General features: G+C 71.7%; 22 protein-coding genes and 1 riboswitch. Of the genes, 16 read left to right on the top strand and 6 right to left on the bottom strand.

Annotated features, from left to right (window positions below):
* Positions 1–4: 4 nt before the first annotated feature.
* Positions 5–319 (bottom strand): DUF6191 domain-containing protein, encoded by a 315-nt coding sequence (locus ACIA5G_RS46295; protein WP_395935541.1) that lies wholly within the window; start codon positions 317–319, stop codon positions 5–7.
* Positions 320–717: 398 nt separating this feature from the next.
* Between ACIA5G_RS46295 and ACIA5G_RS46290 the strand changes: the two genes are divergently transcribed.
* The 3 genes from ACIA5G_RS46290 to ACIA5G_RS46280 are packed head-to-tail and all read left to right on the top strand — an operon-like array spanning position 718 to position 2,734.
* On the top strand, positions 718–1,644 hold the full coding sequence (locus ACIA5G_RS46290) for an ABC transporter ATP-binding protein (protein ID WP_395935539.1): 927 nt from the start codon (positions 718–720) through the stop codon (positions 1,642–1,644).
* Positions 1,641–2,492 (top strand): ABC transporter permease, encoded by an 852-nt coding sequence (locus ACIA5G_RS46285; protein WP_395935537.1) that lies wholly within the window; start codon positions 1,641–1,643, stop codon positions 2,490–2,492. The genes ACIA5G_RS46290 and ACIA5G_RS46285 overlap by 4 nt, the downstream gene beginning before the upstream one ends.
* A gap of 2 nt (positions 2,493–2,494) precedes the next feature.
* Positions 2,495–2,734 (top strand): helix-turn-helix transcriptional regulator, encoded by a 240-nt coding sequence (locus ACIA5G_RS46280; RefSeq protein ID WP_395935535.1) that lies wholly within the window; start codon positions 2,495–2,497, stop codon positions 2,732–2,734.
* Here the strand turns inward: ACIA5G_RS46280 and ACIA5G_RS46275 are convergent.
* Entirely contained in the window at positions 2,731–3,645 is a 915-nt protein-coding gene (locus ACIA5G_RS46275) for a hypothetical protein (RefSeq protein WP_395935533.1), read from the bottom strand. The genes ACIA5G_RS46280 and ACIA5G_RS46275 overlap by 4 nt on opposite strands.
* A 192-nt stretch (positions 3,646–3,837) precedes the next feature.
* Here ACIA5G_RS46275 and ACIA5G_RS46270 point away from each other — a divergent pair, with 192 nt between their 5' ends.
* The 10 genes from ACIA5G_RS46270 to ACIA5G_RS46225 all read left to right on the top strand — a co-directional run bounded on the left by ACIA5G_RS46270 (position 3,838) and on the right by ACIA5G_RS46225 (position 18,149).
* On the top strand, positions 3,838–6,114 hold the full coding sequence (locus ACIA5G_RS46270) for a HAMP domain-containing protein (RefSeq protein ID WP_395935531.1): 2,277 nt from the start codon (positions 3,838–3,840) through the stop codon (positions 6,112–6,114).
* A gap of 1 nt (position 6,115) precedes the next feature.
* A complete protein-coding gene (pgsB, locus tag ACIA5G_RS46265; protein ID WP_395935529.1) occupies positions 6,116–7,294 on the top strand; it encodes a poly-gamma-glutamate synthase PgsB in 1,179 nt (392 codons plus the stop codon).
* Positions 7,294–7,776 (top strand): poly-gamma-glutamate biosynthesis protein PgsC/CapC, encoded by a 483-nt coding sequence (locus ACIA5G_RS46260; protein ID WP_395935527.1) that lies wholly within the window; start codon positions 7,294–7,296, stop codon positions 7,774–7,776. The genes pgsB and ACIA5G_RS46260 overlap by 1 nt, the downstream gene beginning before the upstream one ends.
* 7 nt (positions 7,777–7,783) lie before the next feature.
* The gene (locus ACIA5G_RS46255) at positions 7,784–8,791 is read left to right on the top strand and encodes an NlpC/P60 family protein (protein WP_395935525.1); all 1,008 of its coding nucleotides are present in this window, start codon (positions 7,784–7,786) and stop codon (positions 8,789–8,791) included.
* A gap of 73 nt (positions 8,792–8,864) precedes the next feature.
* Positions 8,865–8,937: riboswitch (cobalamin riboswitch) on the top strand.
* Between the two features lie 49 nt (positions 8,938–8,986).
* Complete coding sequence (gene cobN / locus ACIA5G_RS46250; RefSeq protein ID WP_395935523.1) at positions 8,987–12,550, top strand: cobaltochelatase subunit CobN; 3,564 nt, start codon at positions 8,987–8,989, stop codon at positions 12,548–12,550.
* A 64-nt stretch (positions 12,551–12,614) separates the two neighbouring features.
* Positions 12,615–13,040, top strand: coding sequence for a hypothetical protein (locus tag ACIA5G_RS46245; RefSeq protein ID WP_395935521.1), 426 nt, complete (start codon positions 12,615–12,617; stop codon positions 13,038–13,040).
* Positions 13,041–13,082: 42 nt separating this feature from the next.
* Positions 13,083–14,966 (top strand): ArnT family glycosyltransferase, encoded by a 1,884-nt coding sequence (locus ACIA5G_RS46240; protein WP_395935519.1) that lies wholly within the window; start codon positions 13,083–13,085, stop codon positions 14,964–14,966.
* Positions 14,967–15,001: 35 nt separating this feature from the next.
* Entirely contained in the window at positions 15,002–15,658 is a 657-nt protein-coding gene (locus ACIA5G_RS46235) for a response regulator transcription factor (RefSeq protein WP_395935517.1), read from the top strand.
* Complete coding sequence (locus tag ACIA5G_RS46230; RefSeq protein ID WP_395935515.1) at positions 15,655–16,737, top strand: sensor histidine kinase; 1,083 nt, start codon at positions 15,655–15,657, stop codon at positions 16,735–16,737. Before ACIA5G_RS46235 ends, ACIA5G_RS46230 begins: the two co-directional genes overlap by 4 nt.
* A 200-nt stretch (positions 16,738–16,937) precedes the next feature.
* Complete coding sequence (locus tag ACIA5G_RS46225) at positions 16,938–18,149, top strand: chitinase (RefSeq protein WP_395935513.1); 1,212 nt, start codon at positions 16,938–16,940, stop codon at positions 18,147–18,149.
* A 7-nt stretch (positions 18,150–18,156) separates the two neighbouring features.
* On the opposite strand, the gene ACIA5G_RS46220 is transcribed toward ACIA5G_RS46225, so the two are convergent.
* Positions 18,157–19,248 carry a dihydrofolate reductase family protein gene (locus ACIA5G_RS46220; protein ID WP_395935511.1) on the bottom strand — a complete coding sequence of 364 codons (1,092 nt, stop codon included), beginning with the start codon at positions 19,246–19,248 and terminating at the stop codon, positions 18,157–18,159.
* A 55-nt stretch (positions 19,249–19,303) separates the two neighbouring features.
* Between ACIA5G_RS46220 and ACIA5G_RS46215 the strand changes: the two genes are divergently transcribed.
* Positions 19,304–19,555: a hypothetical protein gene (locus ACIA5G_RS46215; RefSeq protein WP_395935509.1), complete on the top strand. Its 252-nt coding sequence runs from the start codon at positions 19,304–19,306 to the stop codon at positions 19,553–19,555.
* Position 19,556: 1 nt separating this feature from the next.
* Here the strand turns inward: ACIA5G_RS46215 and ACIA5G_RS46210 are convergent, their stop codons facing one another.
* From ACIA5G_RS46210 to ACIA5G_RS46200, 3 genes are all read right to left on the bottom strand, one after another.
* Positions 19,557–20,789, bottom strand: a complete 1,233-nt coding sequence (locus ACIA5G_RS46210) for an aldehyde dehydrogenase family protein (RefSeq protein WP_395935507.1) — start codon at positions 20,787–20,789, stop codon at positions 19,557–19,559.
* A 252-nt stretch (positions 20,790–21,041) separates the two neighbouring features.
* Positions 21,042–21,824, bottom strand: a complete 783-nt coding sequence (locus tag ACIA5G_RS46205; protein WP_395935505.1) for a M50 family metallopeptidase — start codon at positions 21,822–21,824, stop codon at positions 21,042–21,044.
* Positions 21,825–22,122: 298 nt separating this feature from the next.
* Positions 22,123–23,031 (bottom strand): DNA-3-methyladenine glycosylase family protein, encoded by a 909-nt coding sequence (locus tag ACIA5G_RS46200; protein ID WP_395935503.1) that lies wholly within the window; start codon positions 23,029–23,031, stop codon positions 22,123–22,125.
* A gap of 155 nt (positions 23,032–23,186) precedes the next feature.
* Here ACIA5G_RS46200 and ACIA5G_RS46195 point away from each other — a divergent pair, with 155 nt between their 5' ends.
* Together ACIA5G_RS46195 and ACIA5G_RS46190 are read left to right on the top strand one after the other, a co-directional pair.
* Positions 23,187–23,930: a class I SAM-dependent methyltransferase gene (locus tag ACIA5G_RS46195; RefSeq protein ID WP_395935501.1), complete on the top strand. Its 744-nt coding sequence runs from the start codon at positions 23,187–23,189 to the stop codon at positions 23,928–23,930.
* 40 nt (positions 23,931–23,970) lie between these two features.
* Positions 23,971–25,293, top strand: coding sequence for a M20 family metallopeptidase (locus ACIA5G_RS46190; RefSeq protein WP_395935499.1), 1,323 nt, complete (start codon positions 23,971–23,973; stop codon positions 25,291–25,293).
* Positions 25,294–25,307: the final 14 nt, after the last annotated feature.

Raw genomic sequence — 25,307 nt, 5'->3', positions numbered from 1 at the left:
GGGGTCACTGTAACTCGCGCTTCTCCGGCTCTTCCGGGGCCGAACGCGGGCGCAGCACGGCGGTTCCGGCGTCCAGGTCCACGTCACGCCGGGGAGGGGCGCCGTCGGCGTCCTGCTCGACGAGCATCGACATGGTTTCCCGGTGTTCCAGCTCACGCCGTTTGGTGCCGTAGAGGAACGCGGTGGTCTCCTCGAGGTAGGTCGCGGACATCCGCGCCTTGAAGCGCGAACCGCTCTTGCGCGGCCGCAGCTCAATCGCCGCCATGACCAGCAGGATCACCACGCCGCCCGGAAGGGCCAGGCCCAGCCAAGTTCCCATGCCCGCCGAACCGGATGACCGCCGGTCAAGTTCCCGGCACGGCGAAGTTTCTCGGATTGGCTCCGCCCGGGGCCTTCCACACCTGTACTGAGCTGCGCGAATGCAGTCCGTGGCCGCAGCGCTGCCGGACCGGAAGGACACGAATGACTCATTCGCGACCTCACCCGGGCTGCCCGCCCTGCCGGCGCTGGAGCGGACTTCGCCCCGGCGGGCCGCTCGAGGAGCGTGGTCACACCGCCGCGGTTGTCGTGAATGAGCCGTTCACCTCGTCAGACGTCATGAACGAGTCGTTCATGACGTCGCCGGCCGACCACGCCCGATCCAGGCGGCAGCAGAAGTCACATCAAATGTAGTAGGTGTGCTACATTCGATCGCATCAGTCAGATGGGGGTCAGGCGATGAGAGATCCGGCAGCACCCGTGGTCGGTGTGCGCGGGCTGCGCATGCGGTACGGCTCGAACGACGTGCTCCACGGCGTCGACTTCGAGGCCTACCGGGGCGAGGTCGTGGGCCTGCTCGGCCCGAACGGCGCGGGCAAGACCACGACGATCGAAATCCTCGAGGGCTTCCGCATGCGGTCGGCCGGCGAGGTGAGCGTGCTGGGCGTCGACCCGGCACACGGCGGTGAGGACTGGCGGGCGCGGCTGGGGGTCGTCCTCCAGTCCTGGCGTGACCACGGGAAATGGCGCGTCCGCGAGCTGCTCGCGCACCTCGGCCGGTACTACGCGCCGTACTCGACGCCCGCGATGCCGCGGCCGTGGGACGCCGACGAGCTGATCGAGGCGGTCGGGCTGACCGAGCACGCGCACAAGAAGCTCAAGCAGCTCTCCGGCGGGCAGCGGCGGCGGCTCGACGTCGCGATCGGCATCGTCGGCCGGCCCGAGCTGCTGTTCCTCGACGAGCCGACCGCGGGGTTCGACCCGGAGGCGCGGCGGGAGTTCCACGACCTGGTGCACCGGCTCTCGGACGAGCTCGACACCACGATCCTGCTCACCACGCACGACCTCGACGAGGCCGAGAAGCTGGCCGACCGGATCCTCATCCTCAACGGCGGCCGGATCATCGCCGACGGCTCGGCCGACGCGCTGTCCCGGCAGATCTCCGGTGAGGCCGAGGTCCGCTGGTCGATGGGCGGCCAGCGCTTCGTCCACTCGACGACCGAAGCGACGAAGTACGTGTACGACCTGTTCAAGCAGCACGGCGAGGCCGTCGCGGACCTCGAGGTCCGGCGGGCGTCGCTGGAAGACACCTACATGACGCTGGTCCACCGCGCCGAAGCCGGCGGCGAAACGGAGCTCGGCCTCCAGGAAGCGGGCGCACGATGAACGCCAAGACGGCCGCGCTGCGCTCCGGGCTGGCCCGGGGCTGGATCGAGTTCAAGCAGACGTGGACCAACCGCGACGACGTCGTCGGCCAGTTCGTCTTCGTCGCGCTCTTCCTCGGCACGCTGTTCTTCATGCGGAACGCGACCCTGCCCGGCACCGGGTTCTCACTCGGCGCGGCCACCGTGCCCGGCGTGCTCGGCGCCGGGATCGTGTTCAACGGGCTGAACAGCGCGGCCGGCTACCTGGCCATCGACCGCGAGGACGGCACGCTGCTGCGTGCCAAGGCGACCCCGAACGGCATGCTCGGCTACCTGGTCGGGAAGACGACGGCGCTGGCGATGGCGCAGGTCACCAGCGTCCTGCTGGTGCTGGTCCCGTGCCTGTTCCTGTTCTCCGAGCTCGCGCCGGACGGCGTCTGGTCGTTCCTGAACCTGCTGTGGGTGCTGGCGCTCGGGCTGGTCGCCACCCTGCCGCTCGGCGCCGCGCTGGGATCGCTCACCAACAGCCCGCGGTCCATCGCGCTGATCACGCTGCCGATCATGGGCATGGGCGCGATCTCGGGGATCTTCTACCCGATCACCGCGCTGCCGGGCTGGGTGCAGGACATCGCGCAGGTGTTCCCGATGTACTGGCTGGGCCTGGGGATGCGCTCGGCGCTGCTGCCGGACGGCGCGGTGATCGTCGAGATCGGCCAGTCGTGGCGGCCGTTGCCGACCCTGGCCGTGCTCGTCGGGTGGTCCGTGATCGGATTGGCGCTGGCCCCGGTCCTGCTCCGCCGCATGGCACGGCGCGAGGCGGGTTCGTCGGTGGCCGAACGGCGGGAGAAGGCCATGCAGCGTGTGGGGTAGTCATGAGTGAGGTCGTCTACAACCGGATCGCGATGCTGCGCGCGGAGCGGTCGATCTCCCGGCGGCAGCTGGCGGACGAGCTGGGCGTGCACTACCAGACGATCGGCTACCTGGAGCGCGGCGAGTACAGCCCGAGCTTGTACCTGGCGCTGCGGATCGCGGAGTTCTTCGAGGTCTCGGTGGAAGTCCTGTTCTCGACCAAACCGTTCCCCCGCCTGGGAGATTCGGAGCGCTCGGCCTAGGGCTTCGCGAGGTCGGCTTCGGTCAGCGCCCGGACGACGCCGGCTCGTCGTTCGGGCGACTCCCGGACCGTCCGGCTCATCTCGACGTGCAGGAACATCGTGCCGTCGGCCGCGGCCTGCTTGCCCTGGACGTTCGTCGTCCCCTCGAGGCCCTTGCACCGCTCCTCCCAGGCCCGGCACACCGCGAACCCGTCCGCCGTCAACCGCGTGGCCGCCCGGCGGGCCGCGTCACCGGCCAACGACGCTCCCGACGACAGCACGACGTCCGTCGACGGCAGGTTCTGGTCGTGGAAGCCGTGCAGCTGGACCTGCGCGAGCCCGCGGCCGGCCAGCGCCGTGGCCACGACGTGGAACACCGAGTCCTCTTCGTGCGCGACGTCGGCCTTGCCGTCGTCGGCCTTCCGGTGCGCGCCCGCGATCAGCAGCACCGCGCCCGGCACCCGCCGGAACAGGTCGACGCCGAACAGCTCCGTGCGCAGGTCGAACGCCGGGTGCGGCACCTCGACCACCAGCGACGGCGGCGCTGACCGGTCGATCACGTACATCCCCCACGCCCGCTCGGTGCCGGCCTCGTTGACGGCGATCGTGTACGGCCGCCCGGTCGCCGGATCCACGCCGTCGCGCACCGAGAAACCGAGCTTTTCGAAATCGGCGGCGCCCCGGCGGTCCAAAACCGCTGCGAAACCGGCCGCCGCGGTACGACGTTCGTCGGTTTTCGGTGAGCGGTACTCCTGCTCCGCGGACAGCTGGGATGTGAAGTCGGTTACCAGGGAATCCAAACCGGCCTCCGGGGCGGGTGGTCCGGGTTTCGGTGACTCGTCGTCACCGAGGACTAGCACCATGGTCGCGACCAAGGCCAGTGCGACGGCCAGGCCGGCCACGCTGAGCAACATCCGCGGTCGGCTGAGCACACTCGGAGTGTACTGGTGTCACTCGGCGACGAGCGTTAACCGCTGTTTGTCCCTCGATGGGGGGAGTTGTAACGTCACTGAAGGCTTCATTGATACCTTCACGTAACCCGAACGGGTAGGCGTTCCGCTAGCGGCCCTGGTGGCCGGCGATCCTCCGGGATCGCGTGACTGAAAGGGCCTGGGGGGACCAGGTTGAACCGGCCGAAACAGCACGAAGATCGAGCAGCACGGCTGCGCGCGCAGATTCCGGAAGCGGGTTTCCCGCGTGGCGTCGGCGTCGCGTCGGCGACCACTTTTGTGTTGTTGCTGCTCATCGCCGCTTTTACCGCGCTCTACCTTTCGACCGCGGGCCCGCTTTCCCTGATCCGCGCCGACGACCAGGCCGGCCGCGTCTCCGACGAGGTCACCGCCGGCCAGCAGCGCACCACCGCCGGGCTCGCGCAGAGCGTCGCGACGTCGGCGACGGCCGCCGCCGGTGACCTGCAGGTCGCGGCCGGCTCCGGGGTGTTCGACACCGCGGACGACACCGCGCTGCTCACCCGCCTGGGCGAGACCTACGAGGACTGGCGCGGTGTGGTCGTCTACGACCTCGCTTCGCAGAAGGTCCTGGCCACCCGCGGTGAGCCGGTGCCGGTCGAGACGCTGCGCGGTGTCGCGGTGGGGAACCTCACCGTCCGCCCGGTCGCGCGCCCCGGTGACACCCCGCTCGTGCTGACCGCGCTGCCGCTCACCGGGGCCCGCGCGGGCAAGCTCCTGGTCGTCTCGACGGCGTTGCGCACCGCGGCCGGCGACCTCGACAAGGGCGCCCAGCAGCAGATCCGCCTGGTCACCACGGACGGCGCGGTGCTGCACACGAGCGGCTCCGACGTCGCCGCGACCGACCGGCCGGCCCAGGAGCTGCTCTCCCGCGCCGCCACCGCGGCCGCCGCCGCCCAGTCCGGCGTGCTCACCGGGGAAGCCGTGGCCGAAAAGGGCAAGGAGCTCGCCCCGGTCGTGTCCTACGCGCCGGTCTCCCCCGCCGGCATCGGCGGCAGCCTCGGCCTGTCCGTGGTCTCGTTCAGCCGCTTCCCGGTCGAGGCGGTGCCGGTCCGCTGGCCCGGCCTGATCCCCGCCGCGGCACTGCTCGTGCTGGCCGTCGCCGGCTTCGTGCTGCTCCGGCGCACCGTCGTCGCGCCGATCCGCCGCCTGCGCACCGACGCCCTCGCCGTCGCGGCCGGCGCCCTGGGCAAGCCGGTCCGGCAGTCGCGGATCAGCGAGGTCAACCGCGTCACGACGGCCGTCGAGCGCTACCGCTCGAAGCTGCGCCGCCGCAAGCCCACCCGGAAGGTGCGCCCGTTCCTGTCCGCCCAGCTCGTCATCGTGCTGGTCGCGCTGGCCCTGCTCGGCTGGTCCGGCGCGGTCGCCGCGACGCTCGGGCGGCAGCACGCCGAGGTCTCGCCGACCATGCTCAGCGAGCACGGCGTCCGCGTCACGCGCTCGGCCGACACGCTCCGCCGCAGCCTCGCCGAAGGCCTCACCGACCTGCAGTCCGTCGCCCGGCTCGGCCGGGGCAAGCAGCCCGACCAGCTGCGCGGCATGCTCGACCGGCTGGCCGGCACCGAAAGCCGGTTCCGCAGCGTCTACGTCGCCGACTCGCAGGGCGCGGTGCGGCTGCTGGCCGGGCGCGAGTCGCTGCGCGACCCCGGCAAGCTGCCCGACGGCGAGGGCCTGCGCCAGCACAACACGAGCGGCCGTGTCCCGGTCGTCTACGCCTTCACCCCGCTGCCGGACTCGAAGAACGTGCTGGTCGGCGAGTACGACGTGCCGCGCATGGCCGAGCTGCTCGGCTCCGCGGGCGGCCGCGTCCGGGTGGTCGACGAGGGCAAGCGCACCATCGCCGACACCGAGGGTTACCTCGCCTTCGACGCGCTCACCGACCCGGCGCTGATCAAGAACGTCGACGCCGCACAGTCCGGCAAGGACGCCCGCGAGACGACGCCGGCGGCGCTCGTCGCGGCCCAGCGGCTGGCCGACAAGGGCAACGCCGCCTCGCTGAAGTGGGTGGTCGTCGCCGAGCAGCCGATCGGCTCGCTCGGGCTGGCGGACAACACCGTGCGCTCGGGCGCGCGGGTCGCCGCGCTGCTCACCGCGGTGGTCGCGCTGATGCTGTTCGCCTGGCACCTCCTGGTGGTCGTCCGGCCGCTGCGGCGGGTCGGCGACGAAGCGCGGCGGATCGCGGGCGGCGACACCGGCGCCGTCGTCTACCCGCAGCGCCAGGACGAGATCGGCACCATCGCCTCGTGTGTCGAGATCTGCCGCCAGGCCCTGAACGACGGCCGGGTCCGCCTCGGTGAGGTCCGCCGCCCGACCGGCGCGGCGACCGACCAGACCGAGCTGATCCAGCGCATCGAACTCGACGAGCCGCCGCAGACCCTCGAGGACCAGGCGAAGAACGACTACCTGCGCTGGCTGAACCGGGCCGGGGTCTGACGTGACGTTCCTGTACGTCGTGCTGGTCCTGGCATCGGCGGTGATGCTGACGGCCGGGATCGCCGAGCAGCGCCAGCACTACCGGCACCTGCACAGCATCCCGACCCGTGTGCTGGTCAACGGCATCCGCGGCAAGTCGTCGATCACCCGGCTGTGCGCGGGCGCCCTGCGCGGCGGCGGCCTCGTCACGACGGCCAAGACCACCGGCACCGCGGCCAGGTTCATCCACCCGGACGGCAGCGAGGAGCCGGTCTACCGCAAGTTCGGCATCGCCAACGTCGTCGAGCAGATCGGCATCGTCCGCCGCGCGGCCGCCTACCGCCCCGACGCGCTGGTCATCGAATGCATGGCCGTGATGCCGGACCTGCAGGAGATCAACCAGAGCAAGCTGATCCAGTCCACCATCGGCGTGCTGTGCAACGTCCGCGAAGACCACCTCGCCGAGATGGGCCCCACCCTCGACGACGTCGCGCGCTCGCTGTCTCGGTCGATGCCGGTCGGCGGGATCTGCCTCACCGCCGAGCAGGACCGGCTGCACATCCTCCAGGAAGAAGCGGCCAAGCGGGACTGCGAGCTCATCGCCGTCGACCCCGAAACCGTCTCCGACGAAGAGATGCAGGGCTTCAGCTGGATCACGTTCAAGGAGAACGTCGCGATCGCGCTGGCCGTCGCGGACCTGCTCAACGTCAACCGGCAGCTGGCGCTCGAAGGCATGTGGGCCGCCCCGCCCGACCCGGGGGTGCTGCAGGTCCACCAGTACCGCGCCGGCCGCCGGCACCTGCGCTTCGCCAACGTCTTCGCCGCGAACGACCCCGAATCGACGTTGATGAACATCGACCAGCTCCGCCGCCAGGGCGCGATCAGCGATCCGCTGCACGTGATCATCAACTGCCGCCCCGACCGCGTCGAGCGCAACGGCCAGATGGGCGCGCTGATCCCCCGCATCGCGCCGGAACGCGTGGTGCTCATCGGCGAGCCGACCCGCAGCGCCCGCGCCGCCATCCCGAGCGAGTGGCACGACCGGGTGGTCGACCTCGGCGGCTCGCGCTCCCCGCGTGAGCTGCTGCGCGGGATCATCGGCGGCGTCGGGCGGCACGCGTCGCTGATCGCCATCGGCAACATCCACGGCCAGGGGGAACTGCTCATCGAGGAACTCGCCAAACTGGAACCGGTCGCCTGATGCTCACCACGACCCTCGCCCCCGAGGTCGCCACCGTCGGGCTCGCCATCGGCCTGCTGCTGTCGCTGGTCTGCTACCTGACGACGAACCTGTCGCCCGGCGGCATGATCACCCCCGGCTGGATCGCGCTGACCATGGTCGAGGACTACCGGCGCGCGGCGATCATCGTGCTCATGACGGCGCTGACCTTCGGCGGCACGAAGCTGTTGCAGCGCCTGGTGATCCTCTACGGCAAGCGGCTCTTCGCCGCGGTCGTGCTGCTCGGCGTCGTGCTCCAGACGACGTTGCTCCTGGTCCTCCAGGCCGACTTCCCGCTCCTGTTCGTGCACCAGACGCTGGGGTTCGTGGTGCCCGGCCTGGTCGCCTACCAGCTCGTGCGGCAGAAGCCGATGGCGACGATGTTCGCCACCGGCGGTGTCAGCCTGGCCAGTTACGCGGTCCTGATCAGCGGTGTGCTGGTCGGGCTCGTCCCGACGGTGTGAGGTGACGATGGGCAAGACGCTCCGGATCGGCGTCCTGGTCGCGGTCATCGGCGTGTCCGGCACGGCCGCCGTGTACGCCGCGACGCAGGACCGGCAGGACATCACGGCCATCTCGGCGTCGGCCGCCCCGACCGGCGCCGCGGTGACCGGCGGGTACACCTACGACCGGCTCGACAACCCGGCCCGGACCGTGGTGCGCAACTCCGCGGGCGCGCAGCTGGCGTCCTTCACCGACGGCTCGCGCACGGTGCTGCTGACGGGCAAGTCGCGGACCTTCACCGAGCCCAAGTTCACCAAGGCCGGCATCACGTCGACGGCCTGGATCCGGCTCGCCCCGCAGGCCTGGCAGCCGGGCGCGGAGAAGGAGCCGTGGTTCACCGACTGGCTGCCCAAGGCGATCGGCGACACCGCCCCGGACGTCCTGGCCATCGCGCTGCAGTACACCGACGGCGCGGCCGACCAGATCTCGAAGAAGCTCCGCGTCGGCGGGGACGCCAACTTCGGCCCGGACAGCGCCGAGGGCCGGCTCGAGAAGTCGGATTTCTACGACTACCTGGGCATCGGCTGGGACTTCCCCGACGGCGTCCACGAGGCCGCCGAGCCGGCCCGCGCCCGGTCGCTGGACTGCTCGGGCTTCGTGCGGATGGTCTACGGCTACCGGGCCGGGTTCCCGCTGCTGGGGACGAACACGAAGGGCCCCGGCCTGCCGCGGCGCGCCTGGGCGCTGTCGGAGCTGGGGCCGGGCACCGCGGTGGTCCGCGACGAGAAGAAGCAGGCAACGGACTTCAGCACCCTCCAGCCGGGTGACGTGCTGTTCTTCAACCTGGAGCCGCAGCTCGGCCCGCAGGTCTCGCACACGGGCATCTACCTGGGCATCGACGGCGACGGGCACCACCGGGTGCTGTCCAGCCGCAAGGTGGCGAACGGCCCGACCTTCGGGGACGCGGGCGGGGTGTCGCTGATCGACGGGTCCGGCACCTACGCGAAGGCGTTCCGCGCGGCGAAGCGGCTCTGAGCCGGATACGTCACCTTGACGCCACGCCCGGGCGCACCGGAGAGTGAAGGCGATACCCACGCGTCGGCAGGTGGAGGAACCCGGTGAGAGTCCGGGGCGGTCCCGCCACTGTCACCGGAGAGCGATCTCCGGGAAGCCAGGAACTCCGGCCGGCGCGCCCGTCTACCCGGGGCGCGGACCCCGAGGAGGAACCTCGTGATCCTGCTTCTGTCCACTTCGGACACCGACCTGCTCAGCGCCCGCTCCGCCGAGGGTGACTGGCGCCTCGGCAACCCCGCGCGGCTCGACGTCGCCGAGCTGCCGGGCCTGCTCGACGGGGTGCGCATCGTGGTCGTCCGCATCCTCGGCACCCCGCGGACCTGGCAGGAGGGCCTGGACACGCTGCTGGCGTCGGGCGCGCACGTCGTCGTCCTGGGCGGCGAGCAGACACCGGACGCCGAGCTGATGAAGCTCTCGACCGTCCCGGCGGGCATCGCCGCCGAGGCCCACGCCTACCTCGCGCAGGGCGGCCCGGCGAACCTCACCCAGCTGCACCGGTTCCTCTCCGACACGCTCCTGCTCACCGGCGACGGCTTCGAGCCGCCCGCGGAACAGCCCGCGTGGGGCGTTCTCGAGCGGCCGTCGCTCGCCGAAGGTCCGGTCATCGGGATCCTGTACTACCGCGCACACCACCTGTCCGGGAACACGGCGTTCGTGCACACCCTCGCCGACCAGATCGAAGCCGCGGGCGGGCGCGCGTTGCCGATCTACACCGCTTCGCTGCGTACGCGCGAGCCGGCGATGATGGCCGAGCTGGGCAAGGTCGACGCGCTGCTCGTCACGGTGCTGGCGGCGGGCGGCACCCGGCCGTCCGAGGTCGGCGCCGGGGGTGACGACGAGGCGTGGGACGTCGCCGAGATGGCCGCCCTGGACGTGCCGATCCTGCAGGCGATGTGCCTGACGAGCGACCGCGAGACGTGGGAGGCGAGCGACGACGGCCTGTCACCGCTCGACGCCGGCAACCAGATGGCCGTCCCGGAGTTCGACGGCCGGCTGATCACCGTGCCGTTCTCGTTCAAGGAGCTGGACGCCGACGGGCTGCCCCGGTACGTCCCGGACGCCGAACGCGCGTCCCGCGTCGCGAAGATCGCCCTCGCGCACGCACGCCTGCGGCACACACCGCCGTCGTCTCGGCGGATCGCGCTGATGCTGTCCGCGTACCCGACGAAGCACTCTCGTGTCGGCAACGCCGTCGGGCTGGACACGCCCGCGTCGGCGATCGAGCTGCTGCGGCGGATGCGGGAGCAGGGTTACGACCTGGGCGCGGACGCGTTCCCCGGGGTCGAGCCGACCGGCACCGACCAGCCCGACGGTGACGCCCTCATCCACGCGCTGATCGCCGCCGGCGGCCAGGACCCGGAGTGGCTGACCGAGGAGCAGCTGGCCGGCAACCCCATCCGCGTCCCCGCCGACCGCTACCGTTCCTGGTTCGAGGCCCTGCCGGCCGAGCTGCGTTCGGCGATGGAGGAACACTGGGGCCCGGCGCCCGGCGAGCTGTACGTCGACAACGGCGACATCGTGCTGGCGTCGCTGCAGAGCGGCAACGTGATCATCATGATCCAGCCGCCGCGCGGGTTCGGCGAGAACCCCGTCGCGATCTACCACAACCCGGACCTGCCGCCGAGCCACCACTACCTGGCCGCGTACCGGTGGCTGGAGGAGGAGTTCGGCGCGCACGCCGTGGTCCACCTGGGCAAGCACGGGTCGCTGGAGTGGCTGCCGGGCAAGACGGCCGGGCTTTCGGCGTCCTGTGCGCCGGACGCCGTGCTCGGGAACCTGCCGCTGGTCTACCCGTTCCTCATCAACGACCCGGGCGAGGGTGCGCAGGCCAAGCGGCGGGCGCACGCGACGATCGTCGACCACCTGATCCCGCCGATGGCCCGCGCGGAGTCGTACGGCGACATGGCGCGGCTCGAGCAGCTGATGGACGAGCACGCGAACATCGCGGCGATGGACCCGGCGAAGCTGCCGGCGATCCGCGCGCAGATCTGGACGCTGATCCAGGCCGCGAAGCTGGACCACGACCTCGGCATCGACGAGCGCCCGCACGACGCGGAGTTCGACGACTTCCTGCTGCACATCGACGGCTGGCTGTGCGAGGTCAAGGACGCCCAGATCCGCGACGGGCTGCACGTCCTGGGTGCGGCGCCGGTGGGCGAGGCCCGTGTCAACCTGGTGCTGGCGATCCTGCGGGCGTCCCAGATGTGGGGCGGCAAGCAGGGCGCGGTGCCGGGCCTGCGGTCGGTGCTGGGCCTGAAGGAAGACGCGCCGATGTCCGAAGTGGACGCGGTCGAGAAGACGGCGCGCGAGCTGGTGCAGACGATGGAGATGCGCTCCTGGGACGCCACCGCCGTCGCGTCGGTCGCCCCGGACGAGCAGGTCGCGCGGGTGCTTTCGTTCGCGGCGGAGGAGATCGTGCCCCGGCTGGCGGGCACGTCCGGCGAGCTCGACGCGGTGCTGCACGCTCTCGACGGCGGTTACATTCCCGCCGGGCCGAGCGGATCGCCGTTGCGCGGGCTGGTCAACGTGCTGCCGACCGGCCGGAACTTCTACACGGTCGACCCGAAGGCGATCCCGAGCCGGCTGGCCTGGGAAACCGGCCAGGCCCTGGCGGACTCGCTGCTTCGCCGGTACCGCGAGGACAACGGCGACTGGCCGCGTTCGGTCGGGCTGTCGGTGTGGGGCACGTCGGCGATGCGCACGTCCGGCGACGACGCCGCGGAAGTGCTGGCGCTGCTGGGTGTCCAGCCGGTGTGGGACGAGGCTTCCCGGCGCGTCACGGGCATCGAAGCCATTCCGCTGGCCGAACTGGGCCGGCCGCGGATCGACGTCACGATCCGGATCAGCGGCTTCTTCCGCGACGCGTTCCCGCACGTGATCACCCTTCTCGACGACGCGGTGCGCTTGGTGGCCGGTCTGGACGAACCACTTTCGGAGAACTTCGTCCGGGCGCACGTGTCCGCCGATCTGGCCACACACGGCGATGCCCGCCGCGCGACCACGCGGATCTTCGGTTCGAAGCCGGGCGCGTACGGCGCCGGGCTGCTGCCCCTGATGGACAGCGGAAACTGGCGCGACGACAAGGACCTGGCGGAGGTGTACGCCGTCTGGGGCGGCTTCGCCTACGGCCGCGACCTCGACGGGCGCCCGGCGCGCGAGGACATGGAGAGTTCGTACAAGCGCATCGTGGTGGCGGCGAAGAACACGGACACGCGCGAGCACGACATCGCCGACTCGGACGACTACTTCCAGTACCACGGCGGAATGATCGCGACGGTCCGGGCCTTGACGGGCACGGCCCCGGCGTCCTATGTGGGTGACAGCACGTCCCCGGACTCGGTGCGCACACGGACGTTGAGCGAGGAGACGGCCCGGGTGTTCCGAGCCCGCGTGGTGAACCCGCGCTGGCTGGCAGCGATGCGCCGACACGGCTACAAGGGCGCGTTCGAGCTGGCGGCCACGGTGGACTACCTGTTCGGCTTCGATGCCACGGCCGGCGTGGTCGGTGACTGGATGTACGAGAAGCTGACCGAGTCGTACGTGCTGGACGAGGAGAACCAGCAGTTCCTGCGGCAGGCCAACCCGTGGGCCTTGCGCGGGATCGTGGAGCGGTTGAACGAGGCCGCGGACCGGGGGCTGTGGGAAGAGCCGGATCCGGAGTTGCTGGCCAAGATGCGCGAGGTGTACCTGTCGCTGGAGGGTGACCTCGAGGCGGAGTGACTGCAAGCAAAATGCAGGCCCCGCCGCCTAGGCTTCCCCTTCCGCACCAAGGAAGGACGAAGACTTGAAGAAGGTACTCGCCGTCGCCGCAGCGGCACTGATCGGCGTGCTGAGCTTCGCCGCGCCCGCCTCGGCCGCCGATCACACCAAGCACATGCACACCGGGGACGCCTTCGGCAGCGTCACCGGCTGGAGTGGCGAAGGCGTGTTCACCGAGGAGGGCGACCGCGTCCACATCTGTGACACCGACGCGGACGGCCGAGGCGTCATCATCTACGTCTACAAGGGAACTCCGGCGAGCGGCACCCAGCTCTACAGCATCAACGTCGGCGGCGAGGGCAGCTGCGTCACCAAGAGCGCGGCCAACGGCGGCGTCTACAACCTGCCCGAGAGCCGTGTCGGCTTCAAGTTCTGCCGGTACTGGAAAGCAGACGACCGGTACCACGCCGGCGAGTGCCAGGACTACGACTTCCTGAACGACAACAACTGAGCGGAAACGCCCGGGAAACGCGGGCCGGAGTTGGGTGGCGGCATGATCACCGCCGCACCTCCGAAGACCCGCTCCTGGGCGCTTCCGCTCGTCTGCCTCGGCGCCGCCGTGCTCTACGCCTGGAAGATCGGCGACGGCCAGCTCGGCAACACCTACTACGCCGCCGCCGTCAAGTCGATGGCCGGCGGCTTCACGAACTTCCTCTTCGGCTCCTTCGACCCCTACGGCGTCGTGACCGTCGACAAGCCGCCGATGGCCCTGTGGCCGCAGGCGATCTCGGTGCTGGTCTTCGGCTTCCACGGCTGGGCATTGCTCCTGCCGCAGGTCCTCGAAGGTGTCGCGGCGGTCTTCCTCCTCCACCGCACGGTCCGGCGGTGGGCCGGCGAGAACGTCGCCCTCCTGGCCGCCGTCATCCTGGCGCTCACGCCGGTGACCGTGATCATCAACCGCGGCAACAACCCGGACACGCTGCTCGTGCTGTTCCTGGTCGCCGCCGCCTACGCGCTCACCCGTGCGCTCGAGAGCGGGCGGAAATGGCTGTGGTGGTGCGCCTTCTTCGTCGGCTGCGGGTTCCTGACCAAGATGCTGCAGGCGTGGATCATCGTCCCCGCGCTGGTGCTCGCCTACCTGGCCGGGACGTCCGGACCGCTGAAGCGCCGTCTGCTCGACGTGCTCGGCGCCGGGCTCGTGCTGGTCGTCTCGTCGTTCTGGTGGATCGCGCTCCACGACTGGTGGCCGGGCGCGAAGCCGTACATGGGCGGCAGCGCGGACGGCAGCGCGTGGGACCTCGTCTTCGGTTACAACGGCTTCGGCCGCATCTCCGGCGACGGCGAAGGCGGCGGCATGATGATCATGCAGAACGGCCGCCAGACCACCGGATCCTTCGGCGGTGACCCTGGGCCGGGCCGGATGTTCAACGACCTGGTCGGCGGCCAGATCTCGTGGCTGCTCCCGCTTTGCCTGTTCGTTCTCGCCGTGCTCGTCGTGACGCGGTCGTGGGGTGACCGGCAGCGTCGCGCGGGCTGGGTGCTCTGGGGTGGCTGGCTGCTGGTGACCACCGTCGTCTTCAGCTTCGCCGGCGGCATCTGGCACCCGTACTACACCACCGCGATGGCGCCCGCCGTCGCCGCGGTCTCCGCCGCGGGGCTCGCGCTGCTGTGGCGGCAGCACCGGCGGGTCGGCCTGCCGGTGGCGATCGCGCTCAGCGCGGCCTGGGCGTTCGCGCTGATCTCGCGGGACACGTCCTGGTACGGCTGGACCCGGTGGGCGGTGCTCGGCACGGCCGTCGCCGCCGTCGCGGGCCTGGTTACCGTCCGGAGCCGGTGGACGCTGGTCGCCGGGCTGGTGCCGCTGCTGCTCACGCCCGCCGTGTGGTCGTACGCCGCCGCGCAGAGCACGGCCGCGGGCACGCTGCCCGCCGCGGGCCCCGCCGGCGGACCCGGACCGGCGCCGATGCCTTCGCCGTCCCCTGGAGGACCGCAGCCCCGGTTGATGCTGGGCGGCGGTGGTGGCGACGGCAACGCCAAGCTGTCGGACGAGCAGCGGCGCATCCTCGACTACGCCCGCGCGAACGGCACCGAGATCACCCTGGCCGTGAACGCCGAAGCGAATTCGGCCGCGCCGTTCGTCATCGGCTCCGATGCGAACGTCATCGGCATGGGCGGCTTCGGCGGCCGTGATAACGCGCCGTCGGTCGAGCAGCTCGGCCGCTGGCTCGCCGAAGGCAAGCTGAAGTTCGTGCTGAGCAGTGCGGGCACCGCGCCGGCCGGCCCCGCGCGCAGCCCCGTCCAGGAGGAACGCCAGCGCTGGATCGAGCAGCACTGCACGATCGTCGACCCCGCCGCGTACGGCGGCCGCGCCGCTCCCGCCCCGACCGGCGGCCCGATGCGCATCGGCGGCGCGGACACGCTCTACCAATGCCGCTAACGGGGAGGAAACACCGCCGCGGCGATCATGGCGGCATGCGGGTCCTGGTGGTGGAGGACGAGCCGATGCTCGCGGACGCGATCGCGGAGTGGCTGCGCGACGAGGCCCACGCCGTCGACATCGCCCACGACGGCGCGGCGGCGCTCGACCGGATCGCCGTGCACGACTACGACGTCGTCGTGCTCGACCGGGACCTGCCGGTCGTGCACGGCGACGACGTCTGCCGGCAGATGGTCGCCTCGGAAGCGGCCACGCGGGTGCTGATGCTCACCGCGGCCGCGGAAGTCACCGACCGCGTCGACGGGCTGTCCCTCGGCGCCGACGACTACCTGGCGAAGCCGTTCGCCTTCCCTGAACTGGCGGCGCGCATCCTGTCGCTGGGGCGGCGCTGCCGCCCGGCCGCGCCGCCGGTGCTGCGGCGCTCCGGCGTCACGCTCGACCCGGCCCGGCACGAGGTGTTCCGCGACGGGCGCTACGTCCCACTGTCCAAAAAGGAGTTCGCCGTGCTCGCCGAGCTGCTGCGCGCCGACGGCGCCACCGTGTCCGCGGAACACCTGCTGGAGAAGGCGTGGGACGAGCACGCGGACCCGTTCACCGGCGCGGTCCGGCTCACCATCCTCAAGCTGCGCCGCAAGCTCGGTGACCCACCGCTGGTGGAGACGGTCACCGGGGTCGGCTACCGGCTCCGGTGAGCCTCCGGCTGCGGCTGACCGTGCTCTACGGCGGCCTGTTCCTGCTGGCGGGCACGGTGCTGCTGGGCGTCACGTACCTGCTGTTCACCCAGCAGGTGGGGCGGCGGGTGACGTTCATCGCGGGGGTCGTGCCGTCCGGGCTGCCGCCGCTGCCTTCGCCGGAGTCGCTCGACGCGCAGGCGCGGCAGGTGCGCGAGGCGGCGGCGGCATCACTGCTGACGCAGGGGGCGATCGCGCTCGGCGCCGTGGCCGTGCTGGCGGCCGGGGCCGGCTGGCTGCTGGCCGGGCGGGCGCTGGCGCCGCTGCGGCGGGTCACCGACACGGCCCGCGGCATCGCGGCGGCGGCCGACCCGGGCGGGCACGAGCGCATCGCGCTGCGCGGCCCGGACGACGAGGTGAAGAGCCTCGCCGACGCCTTCGACGTCATGGTCGAACGGCTCGACCGGTCGTTCGACGCCCAGCGCCGGTTCGTCGCGAACGCGTCCCACGAGCTGCGCACGCCGCTGACGTTGAACCGGTCGCTGGTCGAGGTCGCGATGCACCGCCGAACGGCGTCGGACGACGTCCAGCAGCTCGGCGCGAAGCTGCTGCAGATCAACTCCCGGCACGAGAAGCTGATCAGCGGGCTGCTGCTGCTGGCGCGGTCGGAGAGCGCGCTGACCGAGCGGTGCCCGGTCGACCTGGCGGCGGTCGTCGCGCACGTGGTTCCGCCGGGGGTGCAGGAGGACCTGGGCGAGGCGACGGCGCTGGGCGACGCGCTGCTGCTGGAGCGGCTGGTGCACAACCTGTTGGAGAACGGCCTCCGCCACAACGTCGAGGACGGCTGGGTCCGGGTGACGACCCGCACGCGGCCGGGCCGGGTCGAGCTGGCGGTGGCCAACAGCGGCCCGGTGATCCCGCCGGCGGAGGTGCCGGCGCTGTTCGACCCGTTCCACCGGAGGGCGAGGGTGGCCGCGGAAGGCGCCGGGCTGGGGTTGTCGATCGTCCGCTCGGTGGCGCACGCGCACGGCGGCGAGGTGACGGCGACGGCCCGGCCCGAAGGCGGGCTGGTCGTGGTGGTGACCCTGCCGCGAGGCTGAGCGCGCGCGGATTGGGCGTTGCCTCTACCCTGCGGCGCTCTTTCCCCGTCGCGTCACCTCCTCCGCCGTCATTCCCGGACAAATTTCGGATATTCCGGTGCTTATCACCCGCCGCGCGGCACCGGGCGACCTTCGTGTCTTGACTTCGTCAATGGTCTAGTCCAATAGTTTGTCCACCTCGAACCCACCGGAGGACGGACATGCGCAGGAGCAGACTCGCCGCCATCGGGCTCGCCGCCGCCACTTTCGCCGCCACCGCCGTGAGCCTCGTGCTCGGCGCGCCGACGGCCACGGCCGCGTTGAGCAACAACTGGTACGCCGCGGCGCCGTACCTGATGCCCGTGAGCAACAACCCGCCCGACCCCGTCACGGTGATGAACGCGACCGGGCTCAAGGCGTTCCAGCTCGCGTTCATCCTCGCGCCCAACGGCGGCGGCTGCAGCCCGACCTGGGACGGCACGTCCGCCGTCTCCTCCGACACCACCGTCGCCGGCGTGATCTCCCGGATCCGCGGCGCGGGCGGCGACGTCTCGGTGTCCGTCGGTGGTTACGGCGGCACGAAGCTGGGCCAGACCTGCGGAAACGTGGCCGCGACGGCCGCCGCGTACCAGCAGGTCATCACGAAGTACTCGCTCAAGGCGATCGACTTCGACCTCGAAGAACCCGAGTACGAAAACACCGCGGCGATCGCGAACGAGCTCGGCGCGGCGAAGACGTTGCAGGCCAACAACCCCGGCCTCTTCGTGTCGGTGACCATGCCGGGCACCGCGGCCGGCACCGGCTGGTTCGGCACGCAGCTGCTCGACCAGGCGAAGTCGATCGGCTTCACCCCCAACAACTTCTCGATCATGCCGTTCGACGGCGGCTTCAACGGCGGCTCGTCGCAGGTGTCCGCGCTGGAAGCGCTGCACGGTCTGCTCATGTCGCACATGGGCTGGGACAGCGCGACGGCGTACTCGCACGAAGGCTTCTCCGGCATGAACGGCAAGTCCGACGCGTCCGAGATGTTCTACACGGCCGACTTCCAGACGGTCTACGACTACGCGACCAGCCACGGCCTCGGCCGCTTCACGTTCTGGTCGGTCAACCGGGACCGTGCCTGCGTCGGCACGACCGACAACGGCGTCTGCAGCAACGTGCCGCAGAACGACTGGGACTTCACGAAGTTCAGCGTCCGCTTCGCCGGCGCGACCCCGCCGCAGACCACGCCGACCCCGCCGACGACCACCACCCCGACCACCCCGGGCGGCGGCTCCTGCACCGCGGCGGCGTGGGACAAGGCGAAGGTCTACGTCAAGGACGACGTCGTCTCGCACAACAGCCACAAGTTCACCGCGAAGTGGTGGACGCAGGGCGAAGAGCCGGGAACGACCGGCGAGTGGGGCGTCTGGACCGACAACGGCGCCTGCTAGCCGCTTTTCAGAACTCGAGGTGGGTGTTCTCGCGCTGGACCTCCGGGGTCAGCGCGGGAACCTCGACCACGTGCCGCCCGGCCTGCCGCAGCAGCTCGGTGCCCCGGGCGTCGACGAACACCGGCGGCTCTCGCCACGCGAACACGACCCGCGGGATCCCGGCGTCGAGGATCAGCTGCGTGCAGCTGCGCGGGTGGGAGCTCCGGTTGCTGCACGGCTCCAGCGAGCTGTACATGGTCGCCCCGGCCAGGCGCGGGTCGCCGGCGCACTTGGCGAGGGCGGCTTCTTCGGCGTGGTTGGCGGGGTCGCCCTCGCCGGAGTGCCCGGTCGCGATGACCTCACCATCGGCATCGGTGAGCACGGCCCCCACCCGGAAGGTGTGGCTCGGCGGGCATTCGGCGGCGAGCGCAATGGCTTCCTTCAGGCGCTGGACGTCCCGGCCGGTCGGCTCGTCCGCCGCGCGGTACTCGAGGATCGCCATCCCCGTCAGCTCGCGCGCGCCGGTGAGCACCAGCGGCCGCGGGTAGAGCCCGGGCCCGACGAACCGCGGCGCGCCCGGCTGCCCGACGAAGAACGGCGCGATCGCCAGCCGCAGCTCGTCGGCGAGGCCTTCGGTGAGGAACCGGGTGTGGATCCCGCCGCCGCCCTCGACCAGCAGATTCTTGATGCCGCGCGCGCCGAGGTCGTCGAGCACCCGCCCGAAGTCCGGCGGGTTCCCGGCGTCGACCACGGTGGCGACGCTCTTGAGAGCGTCCGCCGCGCCGGGCGGTGCGTAGACGATCTTCTCGGTGTCCCCGACGGTGAAGAACTGCGCGTCCGGGTCGAGGCCCTGGGTGGTGACGGTGACCTTGACGGGCTGTTCGGGCTTCCCCTGGTCCAGCCGCTGCTGCCGCAACTCGGGCGAGCGCACGAGCAGCCGCGGGTTGTCGGCCCGGACGGTCCCGGCCCCGACGAAGATGGCGTCGGCCTCGGCCCGCAACCGGTCGACGATCGCGAAGTCGTCCTCAGTGGACAGTACGAGCCGCTCGGGCGACGTGTCGTCCAGATAGCCGTCCAGCGACTGCGCGGCGGACAGCAGAACGTGCGGCCGGGTGATCACCCGGCCCAGTATGCCCGCCCCGTAACGCGCCCGGCGATCGCGGCGTCTAGGAGGCATGACCACGCGAGGCTGGTACAAGGAACGGACGCTCACCACGGTCGACACCGTCGGCCGCGAAGTGTCGGTGACGACCGGGCTCACCCGCGACCCGGAGGGCCGCCTGGTCGCGGCGATCGCGATCAGCGACGGGCCGACCGCGATCTACCGCTACTCCGGCGACGCCGGCGACCACACCGAGCTGGTCGCCAACACCGAGGACACCGTCAAGGAGCTGCGCCGGCTCGCGAGCATCCCGCCCGCGCGCTGACTCAGGCGGGCAGGACCGCGTACTGGCGCACGTAGAGGTCCGTGTAGGTCACCGGGCCGCGCGGACCGGGGACCTTGTCCAGGTTGATGCCGGTTTCCGGCACCGCGAGCAGCTTGAAGCCGTCGAGGAGCCGGGTCGGCGCGTTCCAGAAGACGCCGGTGCCGGTGTAGCCGTCGAAGAAGGCGTCGGCGGCCGACTCGTCCTCGGTGGTGATGCCCGCCGCCAGGCCCGAGGTCCGCTCGTTGGCGATCTCGACGGCGTCGGCGAGCGCGCCCACCTTGGCGACCGTGACGGTGGCTTCCCGGTCGGAGTCCAGCGCCCACTCGTAGCCGATGGCGTGCTCGTGCGGCGCGAGCGAAGGCGTGACGCCGCGCTCGGCCAGCGCCTCGGCGATCGCGGGCCAGACCTCGTCGTGGATGCCTTCGTGGATGAGCAGCAGGTTCAGCCGGTTGCAGACGCCCAGCCGGTCGAGGCTCGCGTAGACGAGGTCACGCGCCTTCGTGACGTCCGCCCCGCGGTCGACGTAGAGGACACCACCACCGTCGGCGTGGGCGAGCGTGCGCACCCCGTGGACGGCCGCCTCGGTGGCCAGCGCCCGCGTGCTGTCGCCGCTGCCGCGCAGGATCACCAGCGGCACCAGGTTCGGCAGCCGCACCAGCGCGGACGCCGCTTCGCGCTCCACCCTCGGCACCAGCTGGACGCAGTCCGCGTTGATGCCCGCCGCGGTCAAGGCCGGCGCGATGACGACTTCCCGCAGCCGCTGGGCCGAGCCGAGCGCGGCCGAGCCGGTGCGCAGCACACCGCCGTTGCGCGACTTGACCAGCTGCGACGCCACGTCGACGGTCACGTTCGGCCGAGCCTCGTAGTTCGCGCCGATGACGCCGACCGGCCGCCGCCGCTCGACGAGCCGCAGCCCGCCGTCCAGCGTGGACACCTCGACCGAGCGCTCCTGGTGCGGCGCGCCGGCGAGCAGCTGCAGCTGCTCGGCCATGCCGGTGAGCCGCTCCGGGGTGATGGTGAGCCGGTCGAGCAGACCCGCACTCATCCCCTCGGCCTTGGCCCGCTCGACGTCGGCCTGGTTCGCTTCCAGGATCTCGTCGCGGTGCGCAAGCAGCCGCTCGGCCATCCCGGTCAGCGCGGCGTCGACGGCTTCGGCACTCGCGGCGGCCAGCGACGGCGCGGCCAGCTTCGCCGCCCGTGCGCACTCCTCGACGGCCTTGGCGACCTCGTCCATCGTTCGTCTCCCTCCGCGCGACCAGCGAGAGACCAGTTTGCCGCATGGACGCGGGCCGGTGGCCAGGGGCTCCGCCGCACGCCGCACGTCGCACCGAGCGCGGACGCCGCGAGCCTCGGCACGCGGCGCTCGCCGCCGATCCGGCGTTTGCGCGGGTGCTCGCCGCCGATCCGCCCTGCACGGGTGCCTGCCGCCAATCCGGCCACCCGAGGAAGGCGCCAGCCCGCTCGGGCAGGCCTGCTCGCCCCCCACCTACGCCGCGGCGGGCTCCAGTAGCCACAGGCCGCCGGCGATCAGGCAGCTGACTGTCGCCACCGTGAACACCAGCACCCACAGCACCGGCGGCACCGCGGTCAGCCGGCCGAGCTGGTCGGCGTCGGAGTCGCGGGCCTGTCCGCGCCGCCGCTTGATCTGCAGCTCGGCCACCGGCCGCACGCCGCCGAACAGCAGGAACCACGTCACGAGGTAGCTGAACGGCGCCTGCACCTCGACCGGCGCGACAAACGCGACCAGCGCGAGCACGATCGCACTGGCGACCACGGTGAACACCCCGTAGGCGTTGCGCACCATCACCAGCACACCGAGCAGCAGCAGCGCGATCAGGACGAGCACCGTGCCGACCAGGTCGGCGCCCAGCAGACTCGCGAACAGCAGCCCCAGCACCGACGGCGCCAGGTAGCCGGCCATCGCGGTGAACGCCATGCCCGGCCCCTCGGGCTTGCCGCGCGAGACGGTGACGCCCGAGGTGTCCGAGTGCAGCTTGATGCCCTGCAGGCGCCGTCCGACCAGCACCGCGGCCAGCCCGTGCCCGGCCTCGTGCACGATCGTGACGACGTTCCGCGCCAGCCGCCACGGCCTCCCGCCGGCCAGCACGACCAGCAGCGCGACACCCCCGGCGACCAGCGTGATCACCGCCGGCGTCTGGGCCTGTTCGAGCAGCGAGCCGGCCGGCGAGGTGTCGGCGGCGGCCGCGCGGAGGACTGACAGGGCGTCACCGGCTGGGCCACCGAGCGCGAGTTGAACGGGCGAGCTCACCCGGACACCTCACCACAGGCGACATCTGGCTACGGTGAGTCCCCACCGCCACGCCGCTTCACGGCTTCCGGTATCGGATCGATGTGTTCTCCTTTCCTGAGGGTCGGTGCCGGGTAGGCACAACAACGGCTGGGCTGGCTCAGACGGCGCCGACGGCAATCACGGCGACGGAATGGAATCGCCACCGACCACTCCGCATCGGCGAATCGCGACCCCGGCTCGGCTCGGCTCGGCTCGGCGAGATGATCAAACTCGTGCGAACCGCCGCCGGCCGATGGCCGAGCGCCGCCGGGTCAGGTCATCGTGACTCCCGCATCCGGGCCTCCCCTTCAACGCGGAACAAGAACGACACCCAGCTCCGGAACGGCGCCCAGGCCTCCGCGATCTCCGTCAGCTCCCCGACTTCCGCGTCCGGCAGGTGATAAGCGTCGCGCATGATCTCGTGAAGGCGGCTCTCGCCGCGGGGGAAGACATCCGGGTGGCCGGCACCGCGGATCAGGATCAGCTCCGCGCTGAACCGGCCGATGCCCGGCAGCAGCTGCAGCTCCTTCAGCGCCTCCTCCGGCGGTTTCGCCCGCAACGCGGCCGCGTCCAGCACACCCGCGGCCGCCGCCTCGGCGATTCCGCGCAGCCATTGCACCTTCCGGCCCGTCAAGCCCGGCAGGTACTCCAGCTTCGCCAGCACCGCGGGTGGCGGGAACGACGCCAACGTGACCCCGCCGACGTCGACCTCCGTGCCGTGGCGCTCCGTCAGGCGGCGGCGCAGCCGGACCGCCTGCGTCATCCAGACCCGGTGGCTCAGCACGGCCCAGCACGCCGCCTCGTACGGGGACGAGAACAGGACCGGCCGCAGCCCGGGGTGCAGGCCCTGCAGCAACGACACGACCGGATCGCGGTGGCCGGCGTCCGGGAACGCGGTGCCGTCGACGTCCAGTGAGCACATCCTCCTGACCTGCGCCACAACCGCGTCGGTGTGCTCGGCGGGGCCGTGGACCTCGACCGCCACCTCGCCGGGCGATCTCTGCCGCAGCACCGCTCCCATCGGCGTCCATTGACCGTCGAGCGGGAACGCCACCCGGAGCGCGCCGGGCTCCGCTTCCGCCTCGGGCCGCCCGGCCGGGCCGAACCCGGTCAGGAACCGGGCCGCCGCGGCCAGGTCGAACCCGCCGCGCACCGCGATTTCGCTACCCACCAGGGGAATCGTCATTTGTCCTCCTCGGATCGGAACCTTGGCTGCGACGTTAAGGACGGGCACCGACAATTCCGGGGCTCGAACGCCTGAGCCCGAAGTTCTTCACTCGATCGAGTGGCCCGACAGACCTTTGGCATACTGCCGGTATCCGAACCCCCGGGAGGAAACCAGTGGCGACCGCCCTTGAACGCCTCGAGAAGCTGCTGGCCGAACCGGCCGAGACCGGCGACGGCTTCCTCGACCTGCTGGGCGCCGCGAGCCAGGCCGGGCCGCCGACCGGGCTCACGCAGCGCCTGATGCGCACGACCCTGCTCCCGCAGGTCTACGAGCGGTACTGGCGCCCCGCCCTCGGCCGCGCGCTCAAAGGACCGTTCGGACCGAGCATGGCGGGCGAAGTCCGGCTCGCCACGGACCTCCTCCACCTCGAGCCCGGCGACACCGTGCTCGACGTCGCCTGCGGCACCGGCCGGTTCACCCGCGCGTTCGGCGCGGCCGTCGGGCCGGACGGGCTCGCGATCGGCCTCGACGGCGCACGTTCGATGCTGACGAAGGCCGTCGCCGAGAGCAGCTCCGACGTCGCCTACCTGCGCGCGGACGCGGTGCACCTCCCGCTCGAAGAGTCCACTGTGGACGGCGTCTGCTGCTTCGCCGCGCTCCACATGTTCGCCGAACCGGAAACCGCGTTGGACTCCTTCGCGCGTGTGCTCAAGCCGGGCGGCCGGGTCGTGCTGCTCACGAGCGCCCGCCGCGGGTGGCAACCCGCGCGGGTTGCGGAGTCCGTCGGCGGGATCCTGAGCGGGCAGCGGATGTTCGACCGCGGCGAAGTCGCAGCGAGCCTGCGCGCCCGTGGGTTCAGCGACATCACCGAGCGGTACGCGGGAGTCACGCAGATCGTGGCGGGCCGGCTGACCTGAGTGCCGCGGATTGTCGGAGCCTGCGGTTAGCATCGCCCCCATGACCCACCACGATCCGGTCCCACCTGACGACAGCTACCTGCGTTCCCTGGTCGAGGCCACCGCCGACGCCGTCGCGGCCGCCGAACCGCTGTCCTCCCCGCACTCCGGCGCGGACGAGGCGACGCGGGCCGAGGTGACCGCGGAGGTCGAGCGCAGTTCACCCGATCTGGTGGCGTTGAGCCAAGATCTGCACGCGCACCCGGAGGAGGGCTTCGCCGAGCATCGCTCGGTCCGAGCCCTGGCCGACCTCTTGAACCGCCACGGACACGAAGCGACCGTCGGCGTCGGCGGGCTCGAGACCGCGTTGCGCGTGAGCACACCGGAACAGGACGGCCCGCACATCGCCGTCCTCGCCGAGTACGACGCGCTGCCCGGCCTCGGCCACGCGTGCGGCCACAACGTCATCTGCACCACCGCCGCGGGCGGCTTCCTCGGCGCCGCCACCGTCGCCGAGCGGCTCGGCGGGCGCGTCAGCCTGATCGGCACCCCGGCCGAAGAAGGCGGTGGTGGCAAGGAGATCCTCGCCCGCGCCGGGGTGTTCGACGACGTCGACGCGGTGATCATGCTGCACCCGTTCAGCCACGACGTCGCGCTGCACCCGTTCCTCGGCCGCCGTCAGCTGGAGATGGTCTTCCACGGTGTCGGCGCGCATGCTTCGGCCCAGCCGTTCATGGGCCGCAACGCCCTCGACGCCGCCGTCGCCGCCTACCAGGGCGTCTCGGCGCTGCGCCAGCAACTCCCGCAGAGCGACCGCGTCCACGGTGTCTTCAGCGACGGCGGCGCCCGGCCGAACGTCATCCCGGCCCGCGCCGCGCTGCTGTTCTACCTCCGGTCCCAGAACCCGGACACCCTGCGCGACCTCGCCGCCCGCATGACGTCGATCGCGGAGGGCGCGGCGGCGATGACCGGCTGCGGTGTCGAGCTGATCTGGGACGCCCAGGCCGCCTACCTGCCGATCCGGTTCAACACCGCGCTCGCCGGCCGCTGGTCGGTCAACCAGGCGGGCACCGGCCGCAAGCCCCTGCCGCCGGGCATCGTGCCGGAGTCGCTCACCGGGTCCACCGACTTGGGAAACCTGTCGTACCGGATGCCGGCGCTGCACCCGATGCTCGGGATCTCCGGGCCGACGGTCGCGTTGCACACCAAGGAGTTCGCGGCCGCGGCCGGGTCGGAGACGGGTGACGCGGGCGTGCGGGACGGCGCGCTCGGGCTGGCCCTCACCGCGGCCGACTACCTCGGCGACGCCGAACTGCGGAAGGCGGTGCACGACGAGTTCGAAGCGGCAGGAGGAGCGCTGGACGTCCCGTCGTTCTTCGCCTGATGCCTGAGAACCGC

The sequence above is a fragment of the Amycolatopsis sp. NPDC051758 genome, assembly GCF_044453095.1.
Taxonomy (GTDB): Bacteria; Actinomycetota; Actinomycetes; order Mycobacteriales; family Pseudonocardiaceae; genus Amycolatopsis.
The sequence above is the reverse complement of the archived record's forward strand: the minus strand, read 5'-3'. Positions and strand labels throughout refer to the sequence as shown.

What these genes read in the sequence shown, in the direction of transcription:
- ACIA5G_RS46285 (WP_395935537.1), top strand. Translation starts at nt 1,641, where the DNA reads ATGAACGCCAAGACGGCCGCGCTGCGCTCCGGGCTGGCCCGGGGCTGG.
- ACIA5G_RS46240 (WP_395935519.1), top strand. Translation starts at nt 13,083, where the DNA reads ATGATCACCGCCGCACCTCCGAAGACCCGCTCCTGGGCGCTTCCGCTC.
- ACIA5G_RS46280 (WP_395935535.1), top strand. Translation starts at nt 2,495, where the DNA reads ATGAGTGAGGTCGTCTACAACCGGATCGCGATGCTGCGCGCGGAGCGG.
- ACIA5G_RS46210 (WP_395935507.1), bottom strand. Translation starts at nt 20,789, where the DNA reads ATGGACGAGGTCGCCAAGGCCGTCGAGGAGTGCGCACGGGCGGCGAAG.
- ACIA5G_RS46225 (WP_395935513.1), top strand. Translation starts at nt 16,938, where the DNA reads ATGCGCAGGAGCAGACTCGCCGCCATCGGGCTCGCCGCCGCCACTTTC.
- ACIA5G_RS46290 (WP_395935539.1), top strand. Translation starts at nt 718, where the DNA reads ATGAGAGATCCGGCAGCACCCGTGGTCGGTGTGCGCGGGCTGCGCATG.
- ACIA5G_RS46260 (WP_395935527.1), top strand. Translation starts at nt 7,294, where the DNA reads ATGCTCACCACGACCCTCGCCCCCGAGGTCGCCACCGTCGGGCTCGCC.
- ACIA5G_RS46215 (WP_395935509.1), top strand. Translation starts at nt 19,304, where the DNA reads ATGACCACGCGAGGCTGGTACAAGGAACGGACGCTCACCACGGTCGAC.
- ACIA5G_RS46200 (WP_395935503.1), bottom strand. Translation starts at nt 23,031, where the DNA reads ATGACGATTCCCCTGGTGGGTAGCGAAATCGCGGTGCGCGGCGGGTTC.
- ACIA5G_RS46190 (WP_395935499.1), top strand. Translation starts at nt 23,971, where the DNA reads ATGACCCACCACGATCCGGTCCCACCTGACGACAGCTACCTGCGTTCC.
- ACIA5G_RS46235 (WP_395935517.1), top strand. Translation starts at nt 15,002, where the DNA reads ATGCGGGTCCTGGTGGTGGAGGACGAGCCGATGCTCGCGGACGCGATC.
- ACIA5G_RS46255 (WP_395935525.1), top strand. Translation starts at nt 7,784, where the DNA reads ATGGGCAAGACGCTCCGGATCGGCGTCCTGGTCGCGGTCATCGGCGTG.
- ACIA5G_RS46295 (WP_395935541.1), bottom strand. Translation starts at nt 319, where the DNA reads ATGGGAACTTGGCTGGGCCTGGCCCTTCCGGGCGGCGTGGTGATCCTG.